The sequence below is a fragment of the Amycolatopsis sp. VC5-11 genome (assembly GCF_037034185.1).
GTDB classification, from domain to species: Bacteria; Actinomycetota; Actinomycetes; order Mycobacteriales; family Pseudonocardiaceae; genus Amycolatopsis; species Amycolatopsis nivea.
On sequence record NZ_JBAGKF010000012.1, the window covers coordinates 44,090 to 66,294 of the forward strand.

The following is a 22,205-nucleotide window of genomic DNA, read 5'->3' on the forward strand; positions in this document are numbered from 1 at the left end:
GGGGAGTCCTCACGATTCCAGTTCTGCGGCAAGCCGTTCCAGCTCGCTCAGCACGAGGTCTTCGACGGTTTCGGCCAGCGCCGCGACGGTGCGCGCGGCCATCACGTCGGCCGGGGTGAGCCGGACGTCGAAGAGCGCGCTGGCTTGGGCGGAAATCTGCAGGCTGCGCAGCGAATCCCCGCCGAGGGAGAAGAAATTGTCCTGCGTGCCGACGCGGTCCGCGCCGAGCACCTCGGCCCAGATCCCGGCGAGCGCGCGCTCGGTCTCGGTCGCCGGTTCGACGTGCCCGGCTTCCGCCGCCCGAGGGGCGGGCAGCGCACGCCGGTCGAGTTTTCCGTTGGCGCTCACCGGAAGCCGGTCGAGCGCGACGAACACCGACGGCACCAGGTAGTCCGGCAGCGACCGGGCAAGGAACTCCCGGAGCGCTTCTTCTCCGGCCGCCGACACGACGTACGCGACCAGCCGCTTCGCGCCCGGCTGGTCCTCCCGGACGAGCACCGCGGCCTGCGCGACGTCCGGATGCCGGGCCAGCGCGGCCTCGACCTCGCCCGGTTCGACCCGGAATCCGCGCAGTTTGACCTGGTCGTCGCGGCGGCCGAGGAATTCCAGGGCGCCGTCGGGCCGCCAGCGGACGACGTCGCCGGTGCGGTACATCCGCTCCCCCGGCGGGCCTTCCGGGTCGGCGACGAACCGGTCCGCGGTCAGCCCCGGCCGGTCCCGGTAGCCCCGGGCCAGGCCCGCGCCGGCCAGGCACAGTTCGCCGGGCACGCCGGGCGGCACCGGGCGCAGGTCCGCGTCGAGCACCCGGACGCGGGCGCCGTCGAGCGGACGGCCGATCGGGATCCGGTCCGGCGGCGGCGCGTCCATCGGATAGGCGGTGGCGAACACGGTCGTCTCGGTCGGGCCGTAGCCGTCGACGACCCGCAGCCCGGGACACGCGGCCAGCACCCGCCGCACCGCTTCGGCCGGGACGACGTCGCCGCCGGTCCAGACCTCGCGCAGGCCGGCGAAGCATTCCGGCGTTTCCTGGGCGAGGATCCGGAACAGCCCCGCGGTGACCCAGACCGAGGTCAGGCCGTGCTCGCGGACGAGCCCGCGCAGCAGCGGCGCGTCGAGGCCGGTGTCCGGGCTGGTGACGACCCAGCCGCCGGTGAGCAGCGGCACCCACAGCTCGTAGGTCGAGGCGTCGAACGCGAGCGGCGAGTGCAGCAGGATCCGTTCGTGCGCGCCGCCGCGGAACCGGTGGTCGGCGGCCAGCGCCGCGATGTCGCGGTGGCGCACCACCACGCCCTTCGGCACCCCGGAGGAGCCGGACGTGTACATCACGCAGGCCGCCTGATCCGGGTCGACGGCGAGCTCCGGGTCGCTGTCCGGCTCATCGTCCACAGAGGACAGCAGCACGGTCTGGCCGAGCGGATGTTCTTCCGCGGCAACGATGAACCGGACGCCGTCGAGCAGCATCCGTTGCCGCTCGAGCGGAGCGCGCGCGTCGATCGGCAGGTACGCGCCGCCCGCCTTGACCACGGCCAGTTCGGCGATCACCGCGTCCGCGTGGTCCACGGCGAGCCCGACCGGTTCTTCTGGCCGCAGCCCGAGCCCGGCCAGCCGGTTCGCGAGGCGGTTGGCCCGCCGGTTCAGCTCGGCATACGTGACCGGTTCGCCGTCGAGGACGGCCGCGAGCGCGTTCGGCCGGAGACGGACCTGCTCGGCGAACAAGTCCGGCAGCGACCGGGGTTCGGGCGGGCCGCAGGTCGCGGTTCGTTCGGCGAGGAGCTGGGTTTCGGCCGCGGTCATGATCGGGACAGAGCCGAGCGTCCGGTCGCCGTCCGCGGTCAGGCCGCTGAGGATTTCCAGCAGCCGAGCAGCCAGGCTGGTCACCGTCGCGGGGTCGAAGAGCGCCGGGTCGTAGCCGACGTCCACCGTCAGCTCCGAACCGGGCGAGGCGACGACGGTGATCGGGAAGTTCGTCGTCTCCCGCGCGGAGAGGTCGCGCACGGTCAGGCCGTGGCCCGCCGCCGCGCCGGTGATCGGGTAGTTCTCGAACACCACGAGGCTGTCGCACAGGTTCACCCCGCCGGGCAGGCCCGCCCAGCCCTGGACGCGCGCCAGCGGGACGTGCCCGTGCCCGCGTGCTTCGGCCTGCGCCGCCTGCAGCCGGGCGAGCCAGTCCGCGACGGGAACACTCCGGTCCACCGCGACCCGCACCGGCAGGGTGTTGATGAAGATGCCGGGAATGTCGTCCACCCCGGGCACTTCGGCCGGGCGGCCGGATGAGGTGGCACCGAACACGACGTCGTTCTGTCCACTGTAGACCGACAGCAGCAGCGCCCACGCTCCCTGCAGCACGACGTTGTGCGTGAGGCCGTGGCGTTTGACGAAGGCGTCCAGCCGGGCGGTGGCGGCGCGGTCCAGGTGGACGGGCAGCCACTCGGCCGAGCACGGGGCGTGGCCGGACGGCGGGGTCCGGTCGGTCGGCAGCTGCGTCGGGCCTTCGATCCCGGCGAGCGCGGTGCGCCAGAACTCTTCGGACGCGGCCTGGTCGTGCTCGCCCAGCCAGGCGAGGTAGTCGCGGAACGGCGGACGGGACGGCAGCGGCTGTCCGGCGTAGGCGGTGCAGACGTCCGAGAGCACCTGGAAGACGCTCCAGCCGTCGAGGAGGACGTGGTGGAACGTCCACAGCACCAGGACTTCTGTGTCGGACAGCCGGGCGAGCGCGATGCGGGCCAGCGGCGCGACGGCCAGGTCCAGGCCCTCGGCCCGGTCTTCGGCGAGCAGCCGCGCCAGCTCCGCGTCGTGGGTGTCCAGCTCGGTCCAGTCGAGGTGCCGGACCGGCAGTTCGGCTTCGCGGTGCACGACCTGGACCGGCTCGTCCACCCCGGTCCAGACGAACGACGTCCGCAGGACCGGCGTGCGGTCGACGACCTGCTGCCACGCCTCGCCGAGCCGCTGCGGATCGGTGACACCTTCGAGGACGAAGGTCGCCTGCTCGAAGTACATGCCCTGCGCGGTCTGGGACAGTCCGTGGAAGACCATTCCGCCCTGCATCGGCGTCAGCGGATAGATGTCCTCGACCGCCCGGCCCGCGACGAGCCGGTCCACCCCTGCCTGGTCGAGCGCGGCGAGCGGGAAATCCGACGGGGTGCGTCCGCCCGCGTCCGGCTCGGCACAGTGCGCGATGATTTCCCGCAGCGCCGTCAGCATCTGCTCGGCCAGGGCTTCGACGGTGTCTCCGGCGGTGGCGTGCGACCAGGTCAGTTCCAGCACGCCTGCTTCGACCCGGCCGACGACGTCGAGCACGTGGGTGCGAGGTGCTTCCGGGTCGACGTCGGCGTCCAGGCTGCCGACGCGGAACAGCCCGCCTTCGGCCGCGCTGAATTGGCCGAGGTAGTTGAAGCTCACCTGCGGGTCGATCGCCGGGGCCGTGCCGGTCAGGTAGCGCAGTGCGCCGTAACCGATGCCTCGCCGCGGGATCGCGCGCAGCTGCTCCTTGACCGACTTCAGCGCGGGACCCCATTCGTCCGGGACGTCCAGCGCGACCGGGAACATGCTGGTGAACCAGCCGACCGTCCGGGACAGGTCGACCCCCTCGAACAGGTCTTCGCGGCCGTGGCCCTCCAGGTCGATCACCGGGATTTCGCCGGTCCAGTCCCGCAGGACGCGGCCCAGCGCGGTCAACAGCACGTCGTTGACCTGCGTCCGGTAGACCTCGGGGACGTCCTGCAGCAGCGCCCGGGTTTCCTCGGCGGTGAGGCGGACGGTGACCTCGCGGGTGTCGGCGATGATGCCCGGGGCACCCGGCGCGACCGGCGGGAGAGACTGCCAGTGGGCAAGTTCGTCGTCGAAACCGCCTGCCTCGGCGTGTTCGGCGAGCCGACGGGCCCAGGCGAGGAACGACGTCGTCTTCGGTTCCAGCTCTTCGCCTCGATAGGCGGTTTCCAGGTCCTCCAGGAGAATCCGCCACGAGACGCCGTCGATGACCAGGTGGTGCGCGGCCAGCAGCAGCCGTCGTCCGTCGAGGACCGCGTTCAGCAGCGGGCCGTGTCGGACGTCGAAGACGGGCTCGCCGACGAGCAGGTCCGCCGGGCCGGGCGGGTCGCTGTGCTGAGTTTGGCCGAACCGCAGGCGCAGGGCGTCGTGGTGGGCCCAGACCGTGGCGAGCGCCCGGCGCAGCGCGGGCTCATCGACGTCCTCGGCGAATTCCAGGACGACCCGCTGATCGAACCGCTCCGGCTGGGTCTCGAAGTACCAGCGCTGGATCGGCGTGAGCGGCGCTTCGCCGACGACCGGTCCTTGCTCGGCCTTCGGCCCGCGGTCGCCGCCGGCGTGCGCGGCGAGCGCGGCCAGCGTCGGATGCCGGAACACCTCGTGCGGTAAAAGGATCAGCCCGGCGCGGCGGGCCCGGGAGACGACCTGGATGCTGAGGATCGAATCGCCGCCGAGTTCGAAGAAGTTCGTCTCGGCCCCGACGTCCTCGACGCCGAGCACCTCCGACCAGATCCTGGCCAGGACCCGTTCGGCCTCACTCGCCGGGGCGGTGCGGACGCCGGTCGCGGCGAAGTCCGGGGCGGGCAGGGCATTCCGGTCGAGTTTTCCGTTGTGGTTCAAGGGAAAACGGTCCAGCCGAACGAACGCGGCCGGGACCATATAGTCCGGCAAGGTCCGGCCGAGGAATGCGGGCAGGTCGTCCGCTTCGCCGAGGTAGTAGGCGACGAGCCGCTTGACGCCGTGGTCCTCGCGAGCGAGCACGGCGGCCTGCGAGATGCCGGGGTGCGCGGCGAGCGCGGCCTCGACCTCGCCGGGTTCGATCCGGAAGCCGCGGATCTTGACCTGCTCGTCCACGCGGCCGGCGAAGTCCAGTTCGCCCCGCGCGGTCCAGCGGACGAGGTCGCCGGTGCGGTACATCCGCTCCCCCGGCGGCCCGAATGGGTCGGGCAGGAACCGTTCGGCGGTCAGGCCGGGAGCGCCGTAGTATCCGCGCGCCAGGCCCGCGCCGGCGAGGTGGAGTTCGCCGAGCGCGCCCGGCGGCACCGGCCGCAGATCCGGGCCGAGGACGTAGGCGCGGGTGTTGTCCAGCGGTTTCCCGATCGGCACCACATCCGGCACCGGGCCGAGGACCGGATGCGCCAGAGCGAACGTCGTGGTCTCGGTCGGGCCGTAGACGTCCACGACGGTCGTGTCCGGGCAGGTTTCCCGCACGCGCCGCACGGCAGCCGACGGGACCGCGTCGCCACCGGCCCAGACCTCTTTCAGGCCGCGGAAGATCTCCGGGGCTTCCCGGGCCACGAGCCGGAACAGACCGGTGGTGAGGAAGGCGGCCTCGACCCGGTGCTCGGCGAACAAGCGGCCGATGGTGTCCAGATCGAGGTCTCCGGGCGGGGCGACGACGACCGTGCCGCCGTTGAGCAGCGGCACCCAGAGTTCGTAGGTCGAGGCGTCGAAAGCCTGCGACGCGTGCAGCAGGACCCGGCGGTGCTCAGCGAAACGCCGGTCGGCCGCGAGCGCCACGATGTCGCGGCGGGTGGGTGCGACGCCCTTCGGCTTTCCGGTCGACCCCGAGGTGTACATGACGTACGCCAGGTTCGCCGGGTCTGCCTTCGGGAGCTTTACCGCCGCAGTGCGCTCGCCGGGCACGACTGTGGGTCCACTGTGGACCTTAGCTGCGGTATCACGCCATTTGTCGTCGGTGACCAGGATCTGCACGCCGGACAGGAGGGTTTTGAGCCGGGGTTCGGGCGCGCGGGTGTCGAGCGGCAGGTAGGCCGCACCGGCTTTGACGATCGCCAGCTCGGCGACGATCAGCCCGGGCGAACGGTCCATCAGCACGCCGACGAGCGTTTCCGGACCCGCACCCAGCGAAACCAGGTAGCGGGCGAGGCGGTCGGACTGCCGGTCCAGCTCCGCGTACGTCAGGCGGACCCCGTCGCCCGCCACCGCGACCGCTTCCGGTGCTTGCCGGACCTGCTCGGCGAACAATTCGGTCAGGTCGTCGTCCGGGAGCGGCTGGGCAGTGTCGTTCCAGTCGTGGAGCACCTGCTGCCGTTCGGCCGTCGTGAGCAGTTCGATGTCTTCCAGCGATCCCGGGCCCGCGCTGAAGGCGTCGAGGACGGCGAGGAGCTGCCGGGTGATCCGCTCGGCGGTCTCGGGGTCGAACAGGTCGTGGTCGTAGCCGACGTCGAGGGTCAGCTGCTCGCCCGGCGACGCGACGATGCTGATCGGATAGTTCGTCGTCTCGGCCGCGTCGACGTCGCGCAGCCGCAGCCCGGGCGTCGAAGCCTGGTCGATCGGGTAGTTCTCGAAGACCACGATGCTGTCGAAAAGGCTTCCGCCGCACCCACTCCACGCCTGCAGCTTCGTCAGCGGAAGGTGGCCGTAACGACGGGATTCGACTTGTGCGGCCTGCAACTCAGCCAGCCACTCGGTCACGTCGGCCCCGGTCACGGTGGTCCGCACGGGCAGGGTGTTGATGAAGATGCCGGTGATGTCGTCCGCGCCGGGCAGGTCGACCGGACGCCCGGAAACCGTGGTGCCGAAGCAGACGTCGCGCTCGCCGCTGAGCCGCGCCAGCACCAGCGCCCACGCGCCCTGCAGAACGGTATTGAGCGTGAGACCGGCCCGGCGCGCGAAGTCACGCAGCCGTCCCGAGTTTTCGACCGGCACGCGCAGCCATTCCGACGACCGGCTCGTGTGCGCCTGCGCGGGAGCCCGGTCGTACGGTAGCCGGGCGGGAGCGACGAGGCTGCCGAGTTCGCGCCGCCAGTGCTCCTCGGCGGCCGCGTCGTCCTGGCGATCCAGCCAGGCGACGTAGTCGCGGAAGGGCGGTCGCTCGGGCAGCTCCGCACCGGAGTACGCGGCGAAGACGTCGGACAGCACGCCGAAGACGCTCCAGCCGTCGAGCAGGACGTGGTGGACCGTCCACAGCACGCGGACCTCGGTGTCCGACAACCGTGCGAAAGCCAGTCGCAGCAACGGCATTTCGGTGAAATCGAGCCCTTGGGCCCGGTCGGCCGCCAACAAGTCCTGCCACGCCTGATCGCGTTCTTCCGGCGTGCGGCCCCGCCAGTCGTGCCGGGCGATCGGGACTGGGACCTGCCGCTGGACGACCTGGACCGGTTCGGGCACGCCCTCCCAGGCGATCCGCGTCCGCAGCACCGGCGTCCGTTCGACCACCCGCTGCCACGCCCGTTCCAGCGCGACCAGGTCCTCGACGCCGTCCAGCACGAAACCGACCTGCTGGAAGTAGACCCGCTCGCCGGGCTGGGACAGCGCGTGGAACACCATCCCGGACTGCATGGGTGTCAGCGGGTAGACGTCCTCGATCTCGCGGCCGTCGCCGACTAGCTCGTCCACAGTGGATTGGTCGAGGGCGGCGAGCGGGAAGTCCGACGGCGTCCGGCCGCCCGCGCCCGGCTCGGCGCAGTGCCGGATGATTTCGCGCAGCGCGCTCGTCATCGCGGCGGCGAGCGTGTCCACAGTGGATTCTTCGTGGATGCCTTCGGCGTAGTACCAGGTCAATTCCAGTTCATCGGATTCGACACGGCCGACGACGTCGAGCAGGTGCGCGCGAGCCGAGCGCGGACTTTCGTCGGATTCGAGACGGCCGGAGCCGAACTGGCCGAGGTAGTTGAAGCTCACCTGCGGGTCGATTTCCGGCGCGGTGCCGGTCAGGTAGCGCACTGCACCGTAACCGATCCCCCGGCGCGGCACCGCGCGCAACTGTTCCTTGACGGACTTGAGCGCCTTGCCCCAGTCGTCCGGCACGTCCAGCGCCACGGGGAAGACCGTGGTGAACCAGCCGACCGTCCGGGACAGGTCGACGGCCTCGAACAGGTCCTCGCGGCCGTGACCCTCCAGGTCGAGCACCGCGGTCCCGCCGGTCCAGTCGCGCAGGACGCGGCCGAGGGCGGTGAGCAGCACGTCGTTGACCTGCGTGCGATACGTCTTCGGGACGTCTCGCAGCAGCGCCCCGGTCTCCGCGGCGGACAGCCGGACGGTCACGGAGCGCAGGGAAGCGTTGGTCGCGTCGCCTCGGCCGTCGACCGGCACCGTGGTCCGGCCGGAAACGCCGCGCCAGTAGCCGAGTTCGTCGTCGAACCCGCCCTGGGCAGCGTGCTCCGACAGGCGGATCGCCCAGTCGCGGAAGGACGTCGTGCGCGAGCCGAGGTCGATTTGTTTGCCTTCCCGGGCTTGGTCGTAGGCGCGCTCGAAGTCCTCGAGGAGCACGCGCCACGAGACGCCGTCGACCACGAGGTGGTGCACGGACAGCCGGTCCTGCTCGAACCGGACCAGCGGTGCCTCGGCGCCGACCGGGCCGTTCTCCTGGAGCCAGTGCGTTTCGCCGCGGGCGAAGCGCATCCGGAGCGCGTCGTGGTGGGTCAGCAGGGCCTCGACGGCCGCGTTCGCCGCGGCCGGATCGAGCGTTCCCAAGTGGACGAACTGGTGGAAGTGGTCCGGATCGGCGGTTTGCGTCGCGAAGAACCAGCGCTGGATCGGCGTGAGCGGCACCGGGCCGTGGACTGGGCCGCGCTCGACCGCCGTCGTCGCGGTGCGGGCCGCCGCGGCGAGCGCGGCCGGGGTCCGGTGGGCGAACAGGTCGCCGGGCTGCAGTTCCAGTCCGGCCCGGCGGGCGCGGGAGACGACCTGCATGCTGAGGATCGAATCGCCGCCGAGCTCGAAGAAGTCGTCGGTCGCTCCGACGCGTTCGACGCTGAGCACGTCGGCCCAGATCTCGGCGATGGCGCGTTCGCGCTCGGTCCGCGGCGCGACGTGGTCGCGCGCGCCGAACTCGGGGGTCGGGAGCGCCTGGCGGTCGAGCTTCCCGTTGACGTTCACCGGGAATCGCTCCAGCCGGACGAACGCGGCGGGCACCATGTAGTCCGGCAGCGTCCGGCCGAGGAATTCCGCCAGACCGTCGGTCTCGCCGACGATGTAGGCGACCAGCCGCTTCACGCCGCCGTCCTCGCGGGCCAGCACGGCGGCCTGCTCGACGCCGGGATGCTCGCCGAGCGCGGCCTCGATTTCGCTCGGTTCGACCCGGAACCCGCGGATCTTGACCTGCTCGTCGGCCCGGCCGACGAACTCGAGCGCGCCTTCGCCGTTCCAGCGCACGAGGTCGCCGGTGCGGTACATCCGCTCCCCCGGCGGGCCGAACGGATCCGCGACGAACCGGTCCGCGGTCAGCCCGGACCGCCCGAGGTAACCGCGCGCCAGGCCCGCGCCGGCGATGTGCAGTTCGCCGGGCGCGCCGGGCGGGACGAGCCGGAGGTCGTCGTCCAGGACGTACACGCGGGTGTGGTCCAGCGGTCCGCCGATCGGGACGACGTCCGGGACCTCGCCGGGCAGCGGGTGCACGGTCGCGAACGTCGTGGTCTCGGTGGGGCCGTAGACGTCGGCGACCAGGGTGTCCGGGCAGGCCGCCTGGACCCGGCGCAGCGCGGCCGCGGGCACGGCGTCGCCGCCAGTCCAGACTTCCCGGACGCCCGCGAAGACCTCCGGCGATTCCTGCGCGACCAGGCGGAACAGGCCGGTGGTGAGGAACGCGCCGGTCACGCCGTGCATGGTGAGCGAGCGGCCGAGCGTCTCGACGTCCACGTCTCCCGGCGGGGCCAGCACGACCGTGCCGCCGTTGAGCAGCGGCACCCACAGCTCGTAGGTCGCGGCGTCGAAGGCCTGTTGCGAGTGCAGCAGAATCCGGTCGTGGCGGGCGAAGCGCTGGTCGAGCGTGAGCGCCACGACGTCGCAATGCCGCGCCGAAACGCCCTTCGGACGGCCGGTCGAACCGGACGTGTAGATGACGTAGGCGAGCTGTTCGGGATCGACCCGGACAGCTGGCGGTGTATCGGGGGCGCTGCTCTCGCCGGTGAGGATGGTGCCGGTGTGGACTTCCTCGGCGGTCGCCAGCCACGCCGCGTCGGCCAGGACGACGGTTGCCTCGGCCTCGTGCAGGAGCAGGCGCAGCCGGTCGGCCGGGGCGCGCAGGTCCAGCGGCAGGTAAGCGCCACCGGCCTTGACGATCGCGAGTTCCGCGACGACGAGTTCCGGCGAGCGGTTCATCAGGACGGCAACCCGGTCCTCGGCCTGCACTCCGGCGGCGATCAGCCGGTGGGCCAGCCGGTTCGCGCGGACGTCGAGTTCGCGATAGGTGATCTGCTCGTCGTCCGTCACGAGCGCGACGGCGTCCGGAGTCCGCCGGACCTGGGCCTCGAACAGCTCCGGCACCGCTTTGGCCGGGAGCGGGCGGGCCGTCTCGTTCCGCTCGGCGAGCAGGTGCTTGATCTCGGTCTCGGAGAGCATCGGCACCCGGGACACCGGCTCGTGCGGGGCCGCGACCATGCCCCGGACCAGTGCTTCGAGGTGCGCCGCGAGCCGCGCCGCCGCCGGGTCGCCGATCCGCTCCGGGTCGTGCGTGAGAATGAGCGACAGCTTCCGTCCGGGGTAGGCGACGACGCCCAGCGGGTAGCTGGTCCGCTCGGCCGCGCGGACGTCGCGCAGCTCGGAGACCTCGTCGATCGGGTAGTTCTCGAAGACGACGATGCTGTCGAACAGGCTCCCGCCGCCGCTCCACGCTTGCAGTTTCGTCAGGCCGACGTGCCCGAAGCGGCGCGATTCCGCTTGTGCCGCTTGGAGATCGCGCAGCCAGTCCGTGACCGCGCAGGTGCCGTCGAGCCGGACGCGCACTGGCAGCGTATTGATGAAGATGCCGGGGATGTCGTCCGCGCCGGGCAATTCCGCTGGACGGCCGGACACCGTCGCGCCGAAGCACACCTCGGCTTCGCCGCTGTAGCGTGCCAGCAACGCGGCCCACGCGCCTTGGACGACGGTGTTGACCGTCAGCCGATTCCGCCGCGCGAAGGCGTACACGGCGGCAGACGTCTCGTCGTCCAGTTCCACCGGGATCCGGCCGGTCGAACTGGACGTGTGCGTGCGGGCGGCGGGGCGTTCGAGCGGCAACGGAGTCGGTGCGACCCCGGCGAGTTCGGCCCGCCAGTGTGCCTCGGCGCGCTCGTCGTCCTGCGCGGCGAGCCAGGCCGCGTTGTCGCGGAAAGGCGGCCGGACGGGCGGTTCTTCGCCGCGCAGCAGGGCGACGACGTCGGAGAGAATGCCGAAGACGCTCCAGCCGTCGAGGAGGACGTGGTGGAAGGTCCAGAGCACCCGCACCCGGGTGGCGGATTCCTTCGCGATCACCAGGCGGGCCAGCGGGGCGCGGGCGAGATCGAATCCCTCCGCAAGGTCCTGCTCCAAAAGCTGCTTCAGCGCTTCCTCGGCATCCACAGTGGACCAGTCCAGATAGGACACTGGCAGTTCGACCTTACGGTGCACGATCTGCAGCGGCTGGGGAACGCCGTCCCACACGATCCGGCTGCGCAGGATCGGGGTTCGCTCGACAATCCTGCGCCAAGCCTCGCCGAGCAGTTGCGGATCGGGCACATCGTCCACAGTGAACGAAACCTGTTCAAAGTAGACGCGGTCGCCGGGCTGGGCGAGGTCGTGGAACACCATCCCCGCCTGCATCGGCGTCAGCGGGTAAATGTCCTCGACGTCCCTCCCGTCGCCGACCAGTGCGTCCACTGTGGATTGCTCGACTGCGGCCAGCGGGAAGTCCGACGGCGTCCGCCCGCCCGCTTTCGGCTCCGCGCAATGCCGGACAATCTCGCGCAGCGCTTCGGCCATCGCCGCCGCCAGCCGGTCCACAGTGGATTCCTCGTGGACGCCTTCGGCGTAATGCCAAGCCAGCTCCAGCTCGCCGCTCTCGACACGACCGACCACCTCCAGCAGGTGCGGACGGACGGTGTCGGGCGAGACGTCCAGCGCGAGTTCCCGGTGCAGGGTCAGGCCGCCGGGCAGGTCGAACTGGCCGAGATAGTTGAAGCTCACCTGCGGTTCGATCACCGGCGCGGACCCGGCGAGATATCGCAGCGCGCCGTAGCCGATCCCCCGGCGCGGCACCGCGCGCAGCTGCTCCTTGACCGCCTTGAGCGCCGCGCCCCAGCCGTCCGGAACGTCCAGCGCCACCGGGAAGATGCTGGTGAACCAGCCGACCGTCCGCGACAGGTCGACCCCGTCGAACAGCTCCTCGCGGCCGTGGCCTTCGAGGTCGATCACCGGCCGGTGCCCGGTCCAGTCCCCCAGCACCCGGCCCAGCGCGGCCAGCAGCACGTCGTTGACCTGCGTCCGGTACGCCTGCGGCACCTCGCGCAGCAATGCGCGCGTCTCGTCGGCGGTGAGCCGGGCGGTGACGACGCGGGCGCGGCCGAAGGTGTTCTCCGCCGGGCCGTCGACCGGGAGCGGGGCCGGCGTGGGCAACTCCCACCAGTGCGCGAGTTCGTCGTCGAAGCCGCCCGCTGCCGCGTGCTCGGCCAACCTGCTCGCCCACTCGCGGTAGGACGTCGTCCGCGGGCCGAGGTCGATCGGTTCCTCGCGCACGGCCTGCTGGTAGGCGCGGTCGAGGTCTTCGAGCAGCAACCGCCACGACACGCCGTCGACCACCAGGTGGTGCGCGGCCAGGTGCAGGGTCCGCGGCTCGCCGGTCAGCGACCAGCGCAGCAGCGTGTGCCCTTCGCCGACCGGGGCGTTGTGCTGGTGCCAGGCCTCGCGGTCGTGGCTGAACCGCATCCGCAGCGCGTCGTGCCGTTCGGACAACGCGGCCAGCGCGCGGATCAGCGCGGTCAAGTCGACGTCGGCGGGCAGTTCGACGGCGATCGTCTGGTCGAAGCGGTCCGCGTCCAGGCCGAAGAACCAGTGCTGGATCGGGGTGAGGACGACGTCGCCGCTTTCCGGCCCGCGTTCCGGGATCGCCGCGGCTTCGCTGACGGCCGGGGCGAGCGCGGCGATGGTCTGGTGGCGGAAGAGGTCGGCGGTGGTGACGCTGAGGCCCGCTTGCCGGGCCCGGGAACTCACCTGGATGCTCAGGATCGAATCGCCGCCGAGGGCGAAGAAGTTGTCGTCCACGCCGACGCGGTCGAGGCCGAGCACGTCCGCCCAGATCCCGGCGAGCACGGCCTCCCGTTCGGTGCGCGGGGCCACCGTCCGCTCGCTGGCGACCTGCGGCTCCGGCAGCGCGCGACGGTCGACCTTGTCGTTCGCGGTGAGCGGCAGCTCGGCCAGCGGGACGAGCACTGACGGCACCATGTATTCCGGCAGCGTGCGCGCGACGGCCCGGCGGAGTGCTTCGGTATCGATGTTCGCCGGGACCACGTAGCCGACCAGTTGCTTGCGTCCGCCGGTCGCCCGGATCGTCACGAACGCCTGCGCCACGCCTTCTTCGGCGGCCAGGGCGCGTTCGATCTCGGCCGGTTCGACCCGGAAGCCGCGGATCTTGACCTGGTCGTCCACGCGGCCGAGGAACTCAAGCGTCCCGTCGGTGCGCCATCGGCCCAGGTCGCCGGTCCGGTACATCCTGGACCCGGGCTCGCCGAACGGGTCGGCGACGAACCGCTCCGCGGTCAGACCCGGCTGCCCGAAGTACCCGCGCGCGAGCCCGGCGCCAGCGATGCAGACCTCACCAGCCGCGCCGCGCGGCAGCAGGCGGAACCGGTCGTCGACGACGTGGATCCGGACGTCCCGCAGCGGCGTTCCGATCGGGATCACATCCGGGACCTCGGCCGACATCCGGAACGAGGTGGCGAAAGTGGTGGTCTCGGTCGGACCGTAGCCGTCCACGACCGCGGTTCCAGGGCAGCGGTCGAGGACCCTTCGCACGGCGGGCGGGGGCACGACGTCGCCGCCGGTCCAGACCTCGCGGAGTCCGGCGAAGCACTCGGGTGACTCCTCGGCGAAGAGCCGGAACAGGCCCGCGGTCAGCCAGAGCGCGGTGATGTCGTGCTTCGTGACCAGGTGCTGAATCGCGTCGGCGTCCAGGTCGCCGGGCGGCGCGACGATCACGGTGCCGCCGTTGAGCAGCGGTACCCACAGCTCGTAGGTCGAGGCGTCGAAAGCGAGCGGGGAATGCAGCAGGACGCGCTCGTGGCTGGCGAAGCGCGGATCGGTCGCGAGCGCCGTGACGTCCGCATGGCGTACTGCTACGCCCTTGGGGACTCCGGTGGAACCTGAGGTGTACTCGACGTAGGCCAGATTTTGGGGGCTCAGCGTGATTTCCGGGGCTGGTCCGTCCACATCCGCCACGACCAAGGACGTTCCTTTGTGGACGGTTGCCGCGGTGTCGTGCCAGGTGCGATCGGTGAGCACCAGCGACACCCCGTCGAGGACGCGGCGCAGGCGATCGGCCGGGGCGCGCAGGTCCAGCGGGAGATAGGCCGCGCCTGCCTTGAGGATCGCGAGCACGGCCACGACGAGGTCGGCCGAGCGGTCCATCAGCACGCCGACCTGCTCCTCCGGGCGGACGCCTTGCCGGGTCAGGTGCTGAGCGAGGCCGTTTGCCCGGGACTGCAGTTCTGCATAGGTGAGGCGGATGTCGCCGCTCACGACCGCGGTCTGGTCGGGTTCTCGTTCCGCGCATCGGTCGAACCGCTCCGGCACCGTTTCGGCGGGGCTGCTTTCGGCGGGTGCCGGGAGCAGGAACCGGCGGTCCTCGGCGGTGAGCAGCGGGAGGTCGCCTATCGGCCGTGCGGGGTCGGTGGCGACGCCGGTGAGCAGGACTTCCAGGCTCTGCGTGAGCCGTTCGATGGTGGCGGCGGCGAAGAGCGCGGTGGCGTATTCGACGGTGACGCGCATGCCGTCCGGTCGCGGCCAGAACTCGACCACGAGATCGAAGCGTGCCGAGGGTCGCGGCAGGGCGTACTCGCTGACCTGCAGCCCGGCGATCGTACGCTCCTCGACCAACGGACGTTGCAGCACTACGACGACCTGCACCAACGGCGTCCGCGACGGGTCGCGTTCGGGCTGGACTTCCTCCACGACGCGGTCGAACGGCACGTCACCGTGCGCGAAAGCGGCCAGCACGGTTTCGCGGAACTCGGTCAGGAAACCATCGAACGGCTGCGTACCGTCCACTGAGGACCGCAGCACAAGGGTGTTGACGAAGAACCCGGTCAGCTGCTCAAGTTCCGCCCGGTCGCGTCCGGAGACTGCGGTGCCGACCGCGATGTCTCGTTGCCCGCTGTACGCGGCTAGGACGACCTGGACGGCCGCGGTCAGGGTCATGAACAGCGTGGCACCCTGTGCTCGGCCTGCTTCCGCGATGCCGCGGACCAACTCTTCGGGCAGATCGTGCCGGTGCACCGCGCCTTCGGTGGTGCGCTGCGGGGGCCGGGGACGGTCGGTCGGCAGTGCGAGGGGTTCGAGCCCGTCGAGTGCTTCGCGCCAGTAGCCGAGCTGGTCGAGACGTTCGGACGCCAGCCGCCAGTGAGTGTAATCCTGGTAGCCGAGCGGCAGCGGGGGCAGGGACGCGCCGCCGTACAGGTCGAGGAGTTCGCCGGTGAGCAAGGCGATCGAGCGACCGTCCGTCACGATGTGGTGCTGGCACAGGAGAAGCAGGTGCTCGTCCGCGGCGAGCGGGAACAGGACGGCTCGGGTCAGCGGACCCGTCCGGAGGTCGAACGGTGCGCGCAGTTCAGCCTTCAGTGTCTCGTCGTCCGGGGCGGAATCCGCTATGCTCAAGGGTACTTCCCCGGTTGGCGCTATCCGCTGTTTTCCTTGTCTCTCAATGGAATCGAAGGTCGTTCGCAGCGATTCGTGCCGCGCGCACAGCGAGGCCAGTGCCCCGCGCAACTTGTCGAGGTCGAGCGGGCCGGACAGGCGGATCCCGACGCCGGTGTTGTACTCGGCGCTGCCGCCGGTCATCTCGTCGAGGAGCCACAACCGCCGCTGCGCCGGAGACAGCGGAAGCAGTTCCCGCGGCGCCGCCACCGGAATCGCCTGCTCGGCTCGCGGACCGCTTTCCAGCAGCTGCGCGAGCTGTGCCACGGTGGGCGCGTCGAAGAGCGCCCGCGCCGACAGATCCGCACCGAACCTCCGGCGCAAACGGGACAACGCCTGTACAGCCAGAATGGAGTCGCCGCCCCTGGCGAAGAAATCGTCCTCGACACCGATCCGGTCCAGGCCCAACACTTCCGTGACAACCTCGGCAACGGCGCGTTCAGTATCCGTTCCCGGCTCGGCACCTTCCGGTTCCGCCGTCGGCGCAGGCAGCGCTCTCCGATCGACCTTTCCATTGACACTCAACGGAAGCTCGTCCAACACGACAATCGCCGACGGGACCTGATAGCTCGACAACACCGCCGCGACCACGGCTTTCAAGTCCTTCCGCAGCGCGCCCGGCACCAACACGACGTAGCCGACCAGCCGCTTCCTGCCCGGCCCGTCCTGCCGCGCGACGACCACGGCCTCCGCGACCGTGTCGTCCCCGGCCAGCACGGATTCGATCTCGCCGAGTTCCACCCGGAACCCGCGGATCTTGACCTGATCGTCGGTGCGGCCGAGAAATTCCAGCTCGCCCCGGTCGTTCCAGCGGACCATGTCGCCAGTGCGGTACATCCGCTCGCCCGGCACCACGGGATCGGCGACGAATTTCTCCGCCGTCGCCCCGGGACGCGCCCAGTAGCCGCGCGCCAGCCCCGCGCCGGCCAGGTACAGCTCGCCGGTCGAGACCGGATTCAACGCGTCGTCCAGGACATACGCGCGCACGCCGTCCAGCGGGCGGCCGATCGGAATCGCCGCGACGTCCGCCGACTCGACCGCGTGGGCCGTCATGAAGGTGGTGGTCTCGGTCGGACCGTACCCGTCGACGACCGTGATGCCGGGGCAGGCCCGCAACACCCGCCGCACCGCTCCGGGCGGGACGACGTCGCCGCCGGTCCAGACCTCTCGCACACGCTGGAAACAGTCCGGCGCTTCCTGCGCGACGACCCGGAAGAGACCCGCAGTCAGCCAGATCGCACCGACCTCGAACCGGGACAGAACTTCGCGAAGGCTCTCGACGTCGAGGTCACCAGGCGGCGCGACCACCACGGTCCCGCCGTTCAAGAGCGGGACCCACATCTCATACGTGGAGGCGTCGAAGGCCGCAGGCGAGTGCAGCAACACCCGCCGATGCGCGTCCCCAGCGAATCTCCGGTCCGCCGCGAGCGCCGCAACATCCCGATGCCGGACCGCGACCCCCTTGGGCGTTCCGGTCGAGCCGGAAGTATGCATCAGATACGCCAGATTGTCCGGATATACTGTCACCGGAGGGAATTCCGCCTCCGGCAACGCCCGCCCGAGCACGACGATCTGTCCACTGTGGATCTCTGCCGCCCGGACCGGGTCGTCAGTCAGCAGCACCGTGACCCCGGCCTCGCCCAGCAGCGTCTGCAACCGCCCGTCCGGCGCCCGCCGATCGAGCGGAACATACGCCCCGCCCGCGATGACCACCGCCAACTCCGCGACGACCACCCCGGCCGACCGCTCCGCCAGCACCCCGACCCGGTCCTCCGTACGCAACCCGAGCCGCAGCAGGTAGGCGGCGAGCTTGCCTGCCTCGCCAGCCAGCTCGGCGTAGGTCAGGCGGGTCTCCGCACTCTCGACGGCGAGTGCGTCCGGATCCTGCCGCACCTTCGCAGCGAACAACGCGGGCAGGGTGGCGGCCGGATCCGCTTCAGCGTCAGCCAGCCGCGCCTCCCCGGCGACCGCGTCCGGATCCTGCCACTCCTGAGCGGCGAACAACCCGGGCACCGTGGCAACCGAGTCCGGTTCGGCGTCAGCCAACCGAGCCTCTGTACCCTCCACAGCTAGCGCATCCGGAGCCTCCCGCACCTGAGCAGTGAACGGCCCAGGCACGGTGGCGGCCGCGTCCGGTTCGGCGTCCGGCCGCCGAGCCTCCGCACCCTCCACGGCAACCCTATCCGAAACCCGCCGCACCTGAGCAGCGAAGGGCGCAGGCAGGGTGGCAGCCGAATCCGGTTCGGCGTCAGCGAACCGGGCCTCGCCACCCGCCACAGCGACCGCGTCCGGAGCCTCCCTCACCTGAGCGGCGAACGGCGCGGGCAGAGCGGCTCGCTTGGCTGCCTGTTCGTGGTCAGTCGACCTGGCCTCCGCACCCTCGACGGCGAGCGCATCCGGAGCCCGCCCCACCTGACCGGCGAACAGCCCGGGCACGGTGGCAGCCGGGTCCGGTTCGGTATCTGCCAACCGAGCCTCCACCGCAACCCCGTCCGGAGCCCGCCGCACCTGAGGAGCGAACGGCGCAGGCACGGTGGCGGCCGGATCCGGCTCGGCGTCAGCCAACCGAGCCTCCGCACCCTCCACAGCAACCCCATCCGAAACCCGCCGCACATCAGCGGCGAACAATCCCGGCACGGTGGCGCCCGAATCCGCTTCGGCGTCCGGCCGCCGGGCCTCCCCACCCCCCACAGCAACCCCATCCGGATCCCGCCGCACCTGTTCGACGAACAACGCGGGCAGAGCAGCAGCCGGATCCGGTTCGGCCGGTTTGTCTTGGGCGGTCATCGTCGTTCGCTACCTTCCGGGCACACCAAGGGATCCCGCCTGGCGCGGGTGGGGGACGAGGAGTCAGGAGGGCGGCCTCAGCACCGCCGCGCGAGCCGGCCGCCGATTTCGACTGCGGCTGCCGCGCCGGGGTCGCCGCGGAACCGTCCGCACGGGGTGGCGCGGCCGGTCGCCGGGTCGCGGACGGTGAAGCTGCCGTCGGCGTACCGGGTCAGTTCGGGGAAGACGTCGCCGTCCACGTCGAGGCACGCGCCGCCGTCGGCGGTCGGTCGGATCGTGTATCCGAGGGCTCCGTTGCGATAAGTGCCGAAATCGCCGTCCGGCAGCGGAATCGGGCAGGATTCCGCGCTCTGGACGTGATGTGGCGGAAGGCCGAGGTCCGGCAGTTCCGCGGCCAGGTCGTGCCAGAGGTCGGTGCCGCCCGCGCCGTTGGCAGTCAGCGCGAGCACGCAGGCCCCGGCCTGGTCGATCCGCAGGTGGCACGAGGTGCCGTCGGCCGTGCCGTCGTGGCCGAGCCAGCGGAACTCCTCGTCGCCGAAACACGCCAGCCCCAGTCCCCAGCCGTCGGCGAGGCCGAACGGTTCCGCGACGGGCACCGGCCGGTGCAGGTCGCTCGCGGTGACGACGTCGAGCAATCCTGGTTTGCCGAGGTGGACCCGCCCGAGCCCGACCAGGTCGCGGGCGCTCAGCGCGAGCGCGCCCGCCGGGTCCAGCATCGGCGGCAGCACCTGTTCGAGCGGACGCTCGCCGTCGCGCGCGTGCCCGGTCGCGACGCCCGGGCTGTCGACGTAGACCGGCTCGATCTCCAACGGCCGCAACAGAATCGACTCGACCGCCTCGCGCCAGCCCATCCCGGTGACCTCTTCGATCAGCAGCCCGACGAGCGCGTAGCCGAGGTTGGAATAGGAGAACGCGGCGCCCGGCTCGCAGACGAACTCCGCGGCCCGCACCTCTTTCCGGCAGGACCCGTCCGCGTCGGCCGGGTCCGAGGGCAGCCCGCTGGTGTGGCTCAGCAGCCTGCGCAAGGTCAGCTCGGCAGACAGCGAAGGGTCGCCGAGAATCTCGCCGACCGGCTGGTCCAGTTCGAGATCGCCGTCGGAGACGAGCATCATCGCCAGGGTCGCGGTCGCCACCTTGGTGATCGAGCCGATCGGCACCCGCGAGTCCGCCCGCATCGGCCTGCCGCCGCCCGCCGAACCGGTCTGGACCATGACCGTCTCGCCGCCGGACCACACCGCGACCTGCGCTCCCCGCACCCGATGCCGGGCGGCCAGCCGCGGGAGCACTGCGGCCAGCCGGCCCGCATCGCCGGCGCCGGGCACCGGCCGCGGTCTCGGGACAGCGAATCTTTCTTTCCGGGAGTGCATGACCAAGCCTTTCGAATACTCGTAGGAGCCGCCCGGGGAATTGCCCCCCGCCCGCGCGGCACTAGCCCCAGCAGAGCGCGGCCGTCTTCAAGACCGGACCCGCGCCGGAATCCATACCCTGCCTAGCGCGGTTGCGCTCCAGCAACCGCCAAACGAAGGACTGCGGCATACGCCGGTTCGCACCCAGCGTCACACATTGCCGAGAGCATTCTAAAATATGAACAACGGACTCACACCTCAGGGCGACACACAGATAAGCGGACGGTCCGCCTTCGCATTCGGCCGACGTCCCGACCGCACCCGGAACCGTTTCCGACTGCTCCGACCAGCGTAAACCCGTCATTATCCCGGCCGCCTCGACAATGATCGAAACCGCCGAAGTAGTGCCAACGGACGCTGCCGTTGCCCCGACCGCAGCAACATCACCGCCGCGAGCGGGAGTTCAGCCGCGTCCCGGAAAACGATCACCTTCCGCCTCTCCTTAAACGCTTCCGAACAGCTAGCGGGACAAGTCGATCAGGAAGAATCGGCGATTCGCTCCGCTAAACCTCACCCGATCACCGGAAAATTCCGCCGACTCCCCTCCGCGCGGAATTCACCGCCCTCCCCGCACGACCACACGAATGGCGCGCGACGGCAGTAGCCCTTACTCCCGGGTAACTCGCCGCACTTCCCGTCGTTCCGCCATGAGACCGCCACAGTCGATTCCGGCATGAGCACCTCCGCCCGCACAGTCGCCCCCGCCGCCGGAAACGTTGCACCTTCTCCGCGACCAATAACCGAACAGCGGAACCCGCTTCCAACTGTCGGCAAGCTGTCAATAAGATGCATATTCCGCAGCATTTCCGACCGCACAGATCGGTAAAAGGGAACCATCGGGCCGATTGCCCACGAATTGACTATCACCCACTGTCCACTCAGGACAGACGTGCCCTCACTCCGCTGGCTTCCCGCCGCGCATCGCCGATAGAAGCACCGGCAGCGCCACGGCCAGCGCGATCCCCCGCACCGCACCGGCCACCGGATACGCCGCCCGGATGCCGAGCACGTCCGCGACCAGTCCGCCGACCAGCGATCCCAGCGGCATCAAACCCCAGCCCAGCATCCGGTAGACGCTGTGCACGCGCCCGCGCAGTTCCTGCGGCACCGCCTGCTGGCGCAGGCTGACCGTGACCACGCTCCAGAGCGTCGTCGCAAACCCGTTGAAACCCAGCAAAGCCCCGAGAACGACCGCATTCGGACTGGCTCCGATGAGCACGAAGATCACGATGTTGGCGATCAACGCGGTCAACAACGCTTGCAGCGCCCCGATTTTCGCCACGACCCGCGCGTTGACCATCCCGCCGAGCACACTGCCCGCCGCGGCCCCCGCGAGCAGCACGCCGTAACCGCGCTCGCTGACGTGCAAAGTCTGGGTCGCGAGCAGCACGACCGTCACATTGCCAAGCTGGTAGCAGAACGTGTTCACCGCCAGCAGCCCGGCCAACGTCCGCAGCAACCGGTGCCGCCCGAGCCACCGCACCCCCTCCACCACCGCGACCCGGACCGGTGGCTGCACCTCGCGCGGCGCCGGACGGCGAGGCAAAGTCGCCAACAACGCGGCAGACCCCGCGAACGACACCGCGTCCAGGCCGAACGGCAACGCCTCCGCCCCCGCGAACAGCAGACTCCCGATCGGCGGCCCGACGAACAACTGCCCCGCGTTGGCGACCGCGTACTGACTGCCGTTCGCCCGGTGCAACTGCGCCTCGGACACCAGGTCCGGCAGCACTGCGAGCGACGCGTTGGCGAACACGACCTCGCACGCACTGAGCCCGAACCCCATGGCCGCGAGCCCCGCGATGTCGATCCGCCCCAGCCCGATCAGCACGGCGACCACCGCGACGATCACCGCTTGAAGCGCCTGCGACCGCCAGAGGAGACTGACTCGGTCGCGCCGATCCACGAGCGCCCCCGCGGGCAAGGAGAGCAGCAGCCAGGGAAGGTAGGTCGCGGCCGAGACGACCGAGACCTGCACCGGATCGCGCGTGAGCGTGACCGTCAGCAGCGGGACCGCCGCGGAGAAGATCCCGTCCCCCACGTTGTCCACCGCAGAGGCCCACCACAACCGCCAGTACGCGGCGGGGAGCTTGGCTTTGGGGTCGCTGTGCTTCATGTTCGGGAGGGTTCCTGAGTCGAACATGTGTTCGCCATCATGTAGACTGGAGCTACATCGACGATGGCTGGAACCTCTTCGTATTTCGCTTGCCGCAAGATCCGGGGTGCCGCAGACTGGCGCGGCCGATGCCAAGTCCTGCGCGAATCCCGACTCAGCCCGACGCGTCCTTACCTGGGCGTGCCTGCCGTCGTGGGGTCGCGATGCCGGGATGCGCGGTTGTCGCGATCGCCGCGGTTGAACGGGCGGCGGTTGGACGCACCGCAGTCAGCCACGCACTGATCGAGCGGACCCCAGCCAGGCTC

The 22,205-nt window shown here is 70.9% G+C and carries 3 protein-coding genes; all 3 read right to left on the minus strand.

Going from position 1 to position 22,205, the window contains the following annotated elements:
* Positions 1-9: 9 nt before the first annotated feature.
* Positions 10-18,378 (minus strand): non-ribosomal peptide synthase/polyketide synthase, encoded by an 18,369-nt coding sequence (locus WA670_RS29825; protein ID WP_336159529.1) that lies wholly within the window; start codon positions 18,376-18,378, stop codon positions 10-12.
* A gap of 77 nt (positions 18,379-18,455) precedes the next feature.
* Positions 18,456-19,700: a serine hydrolase domain-containing protein gene (locus WA670_RS29830; RefSeq protein ID WP_336159530.1), complete on the minus strand. Its 1,245-nt coding sequence runs from the start codon at positions 19,698-19,700 to the stop codon at positions 18,456-18,458.
* Between the two features lie 979 nt (positions 19,701-20,679).
* Positions 20,680-21,900 carry an MFS transporter gene (locus tag WA670_RS29835; RefSeq protein WP_134731016.1) on the minus strand — a complete coding sequence of 407 codons (1,221 nt, stop codon included), beginning with the start codon at positions 21,898-21,900 and terminating at the stop codon, positions 20,680-20,682.
* Positions 21,901-22,205: the final 305 nt, after the last annotated feature.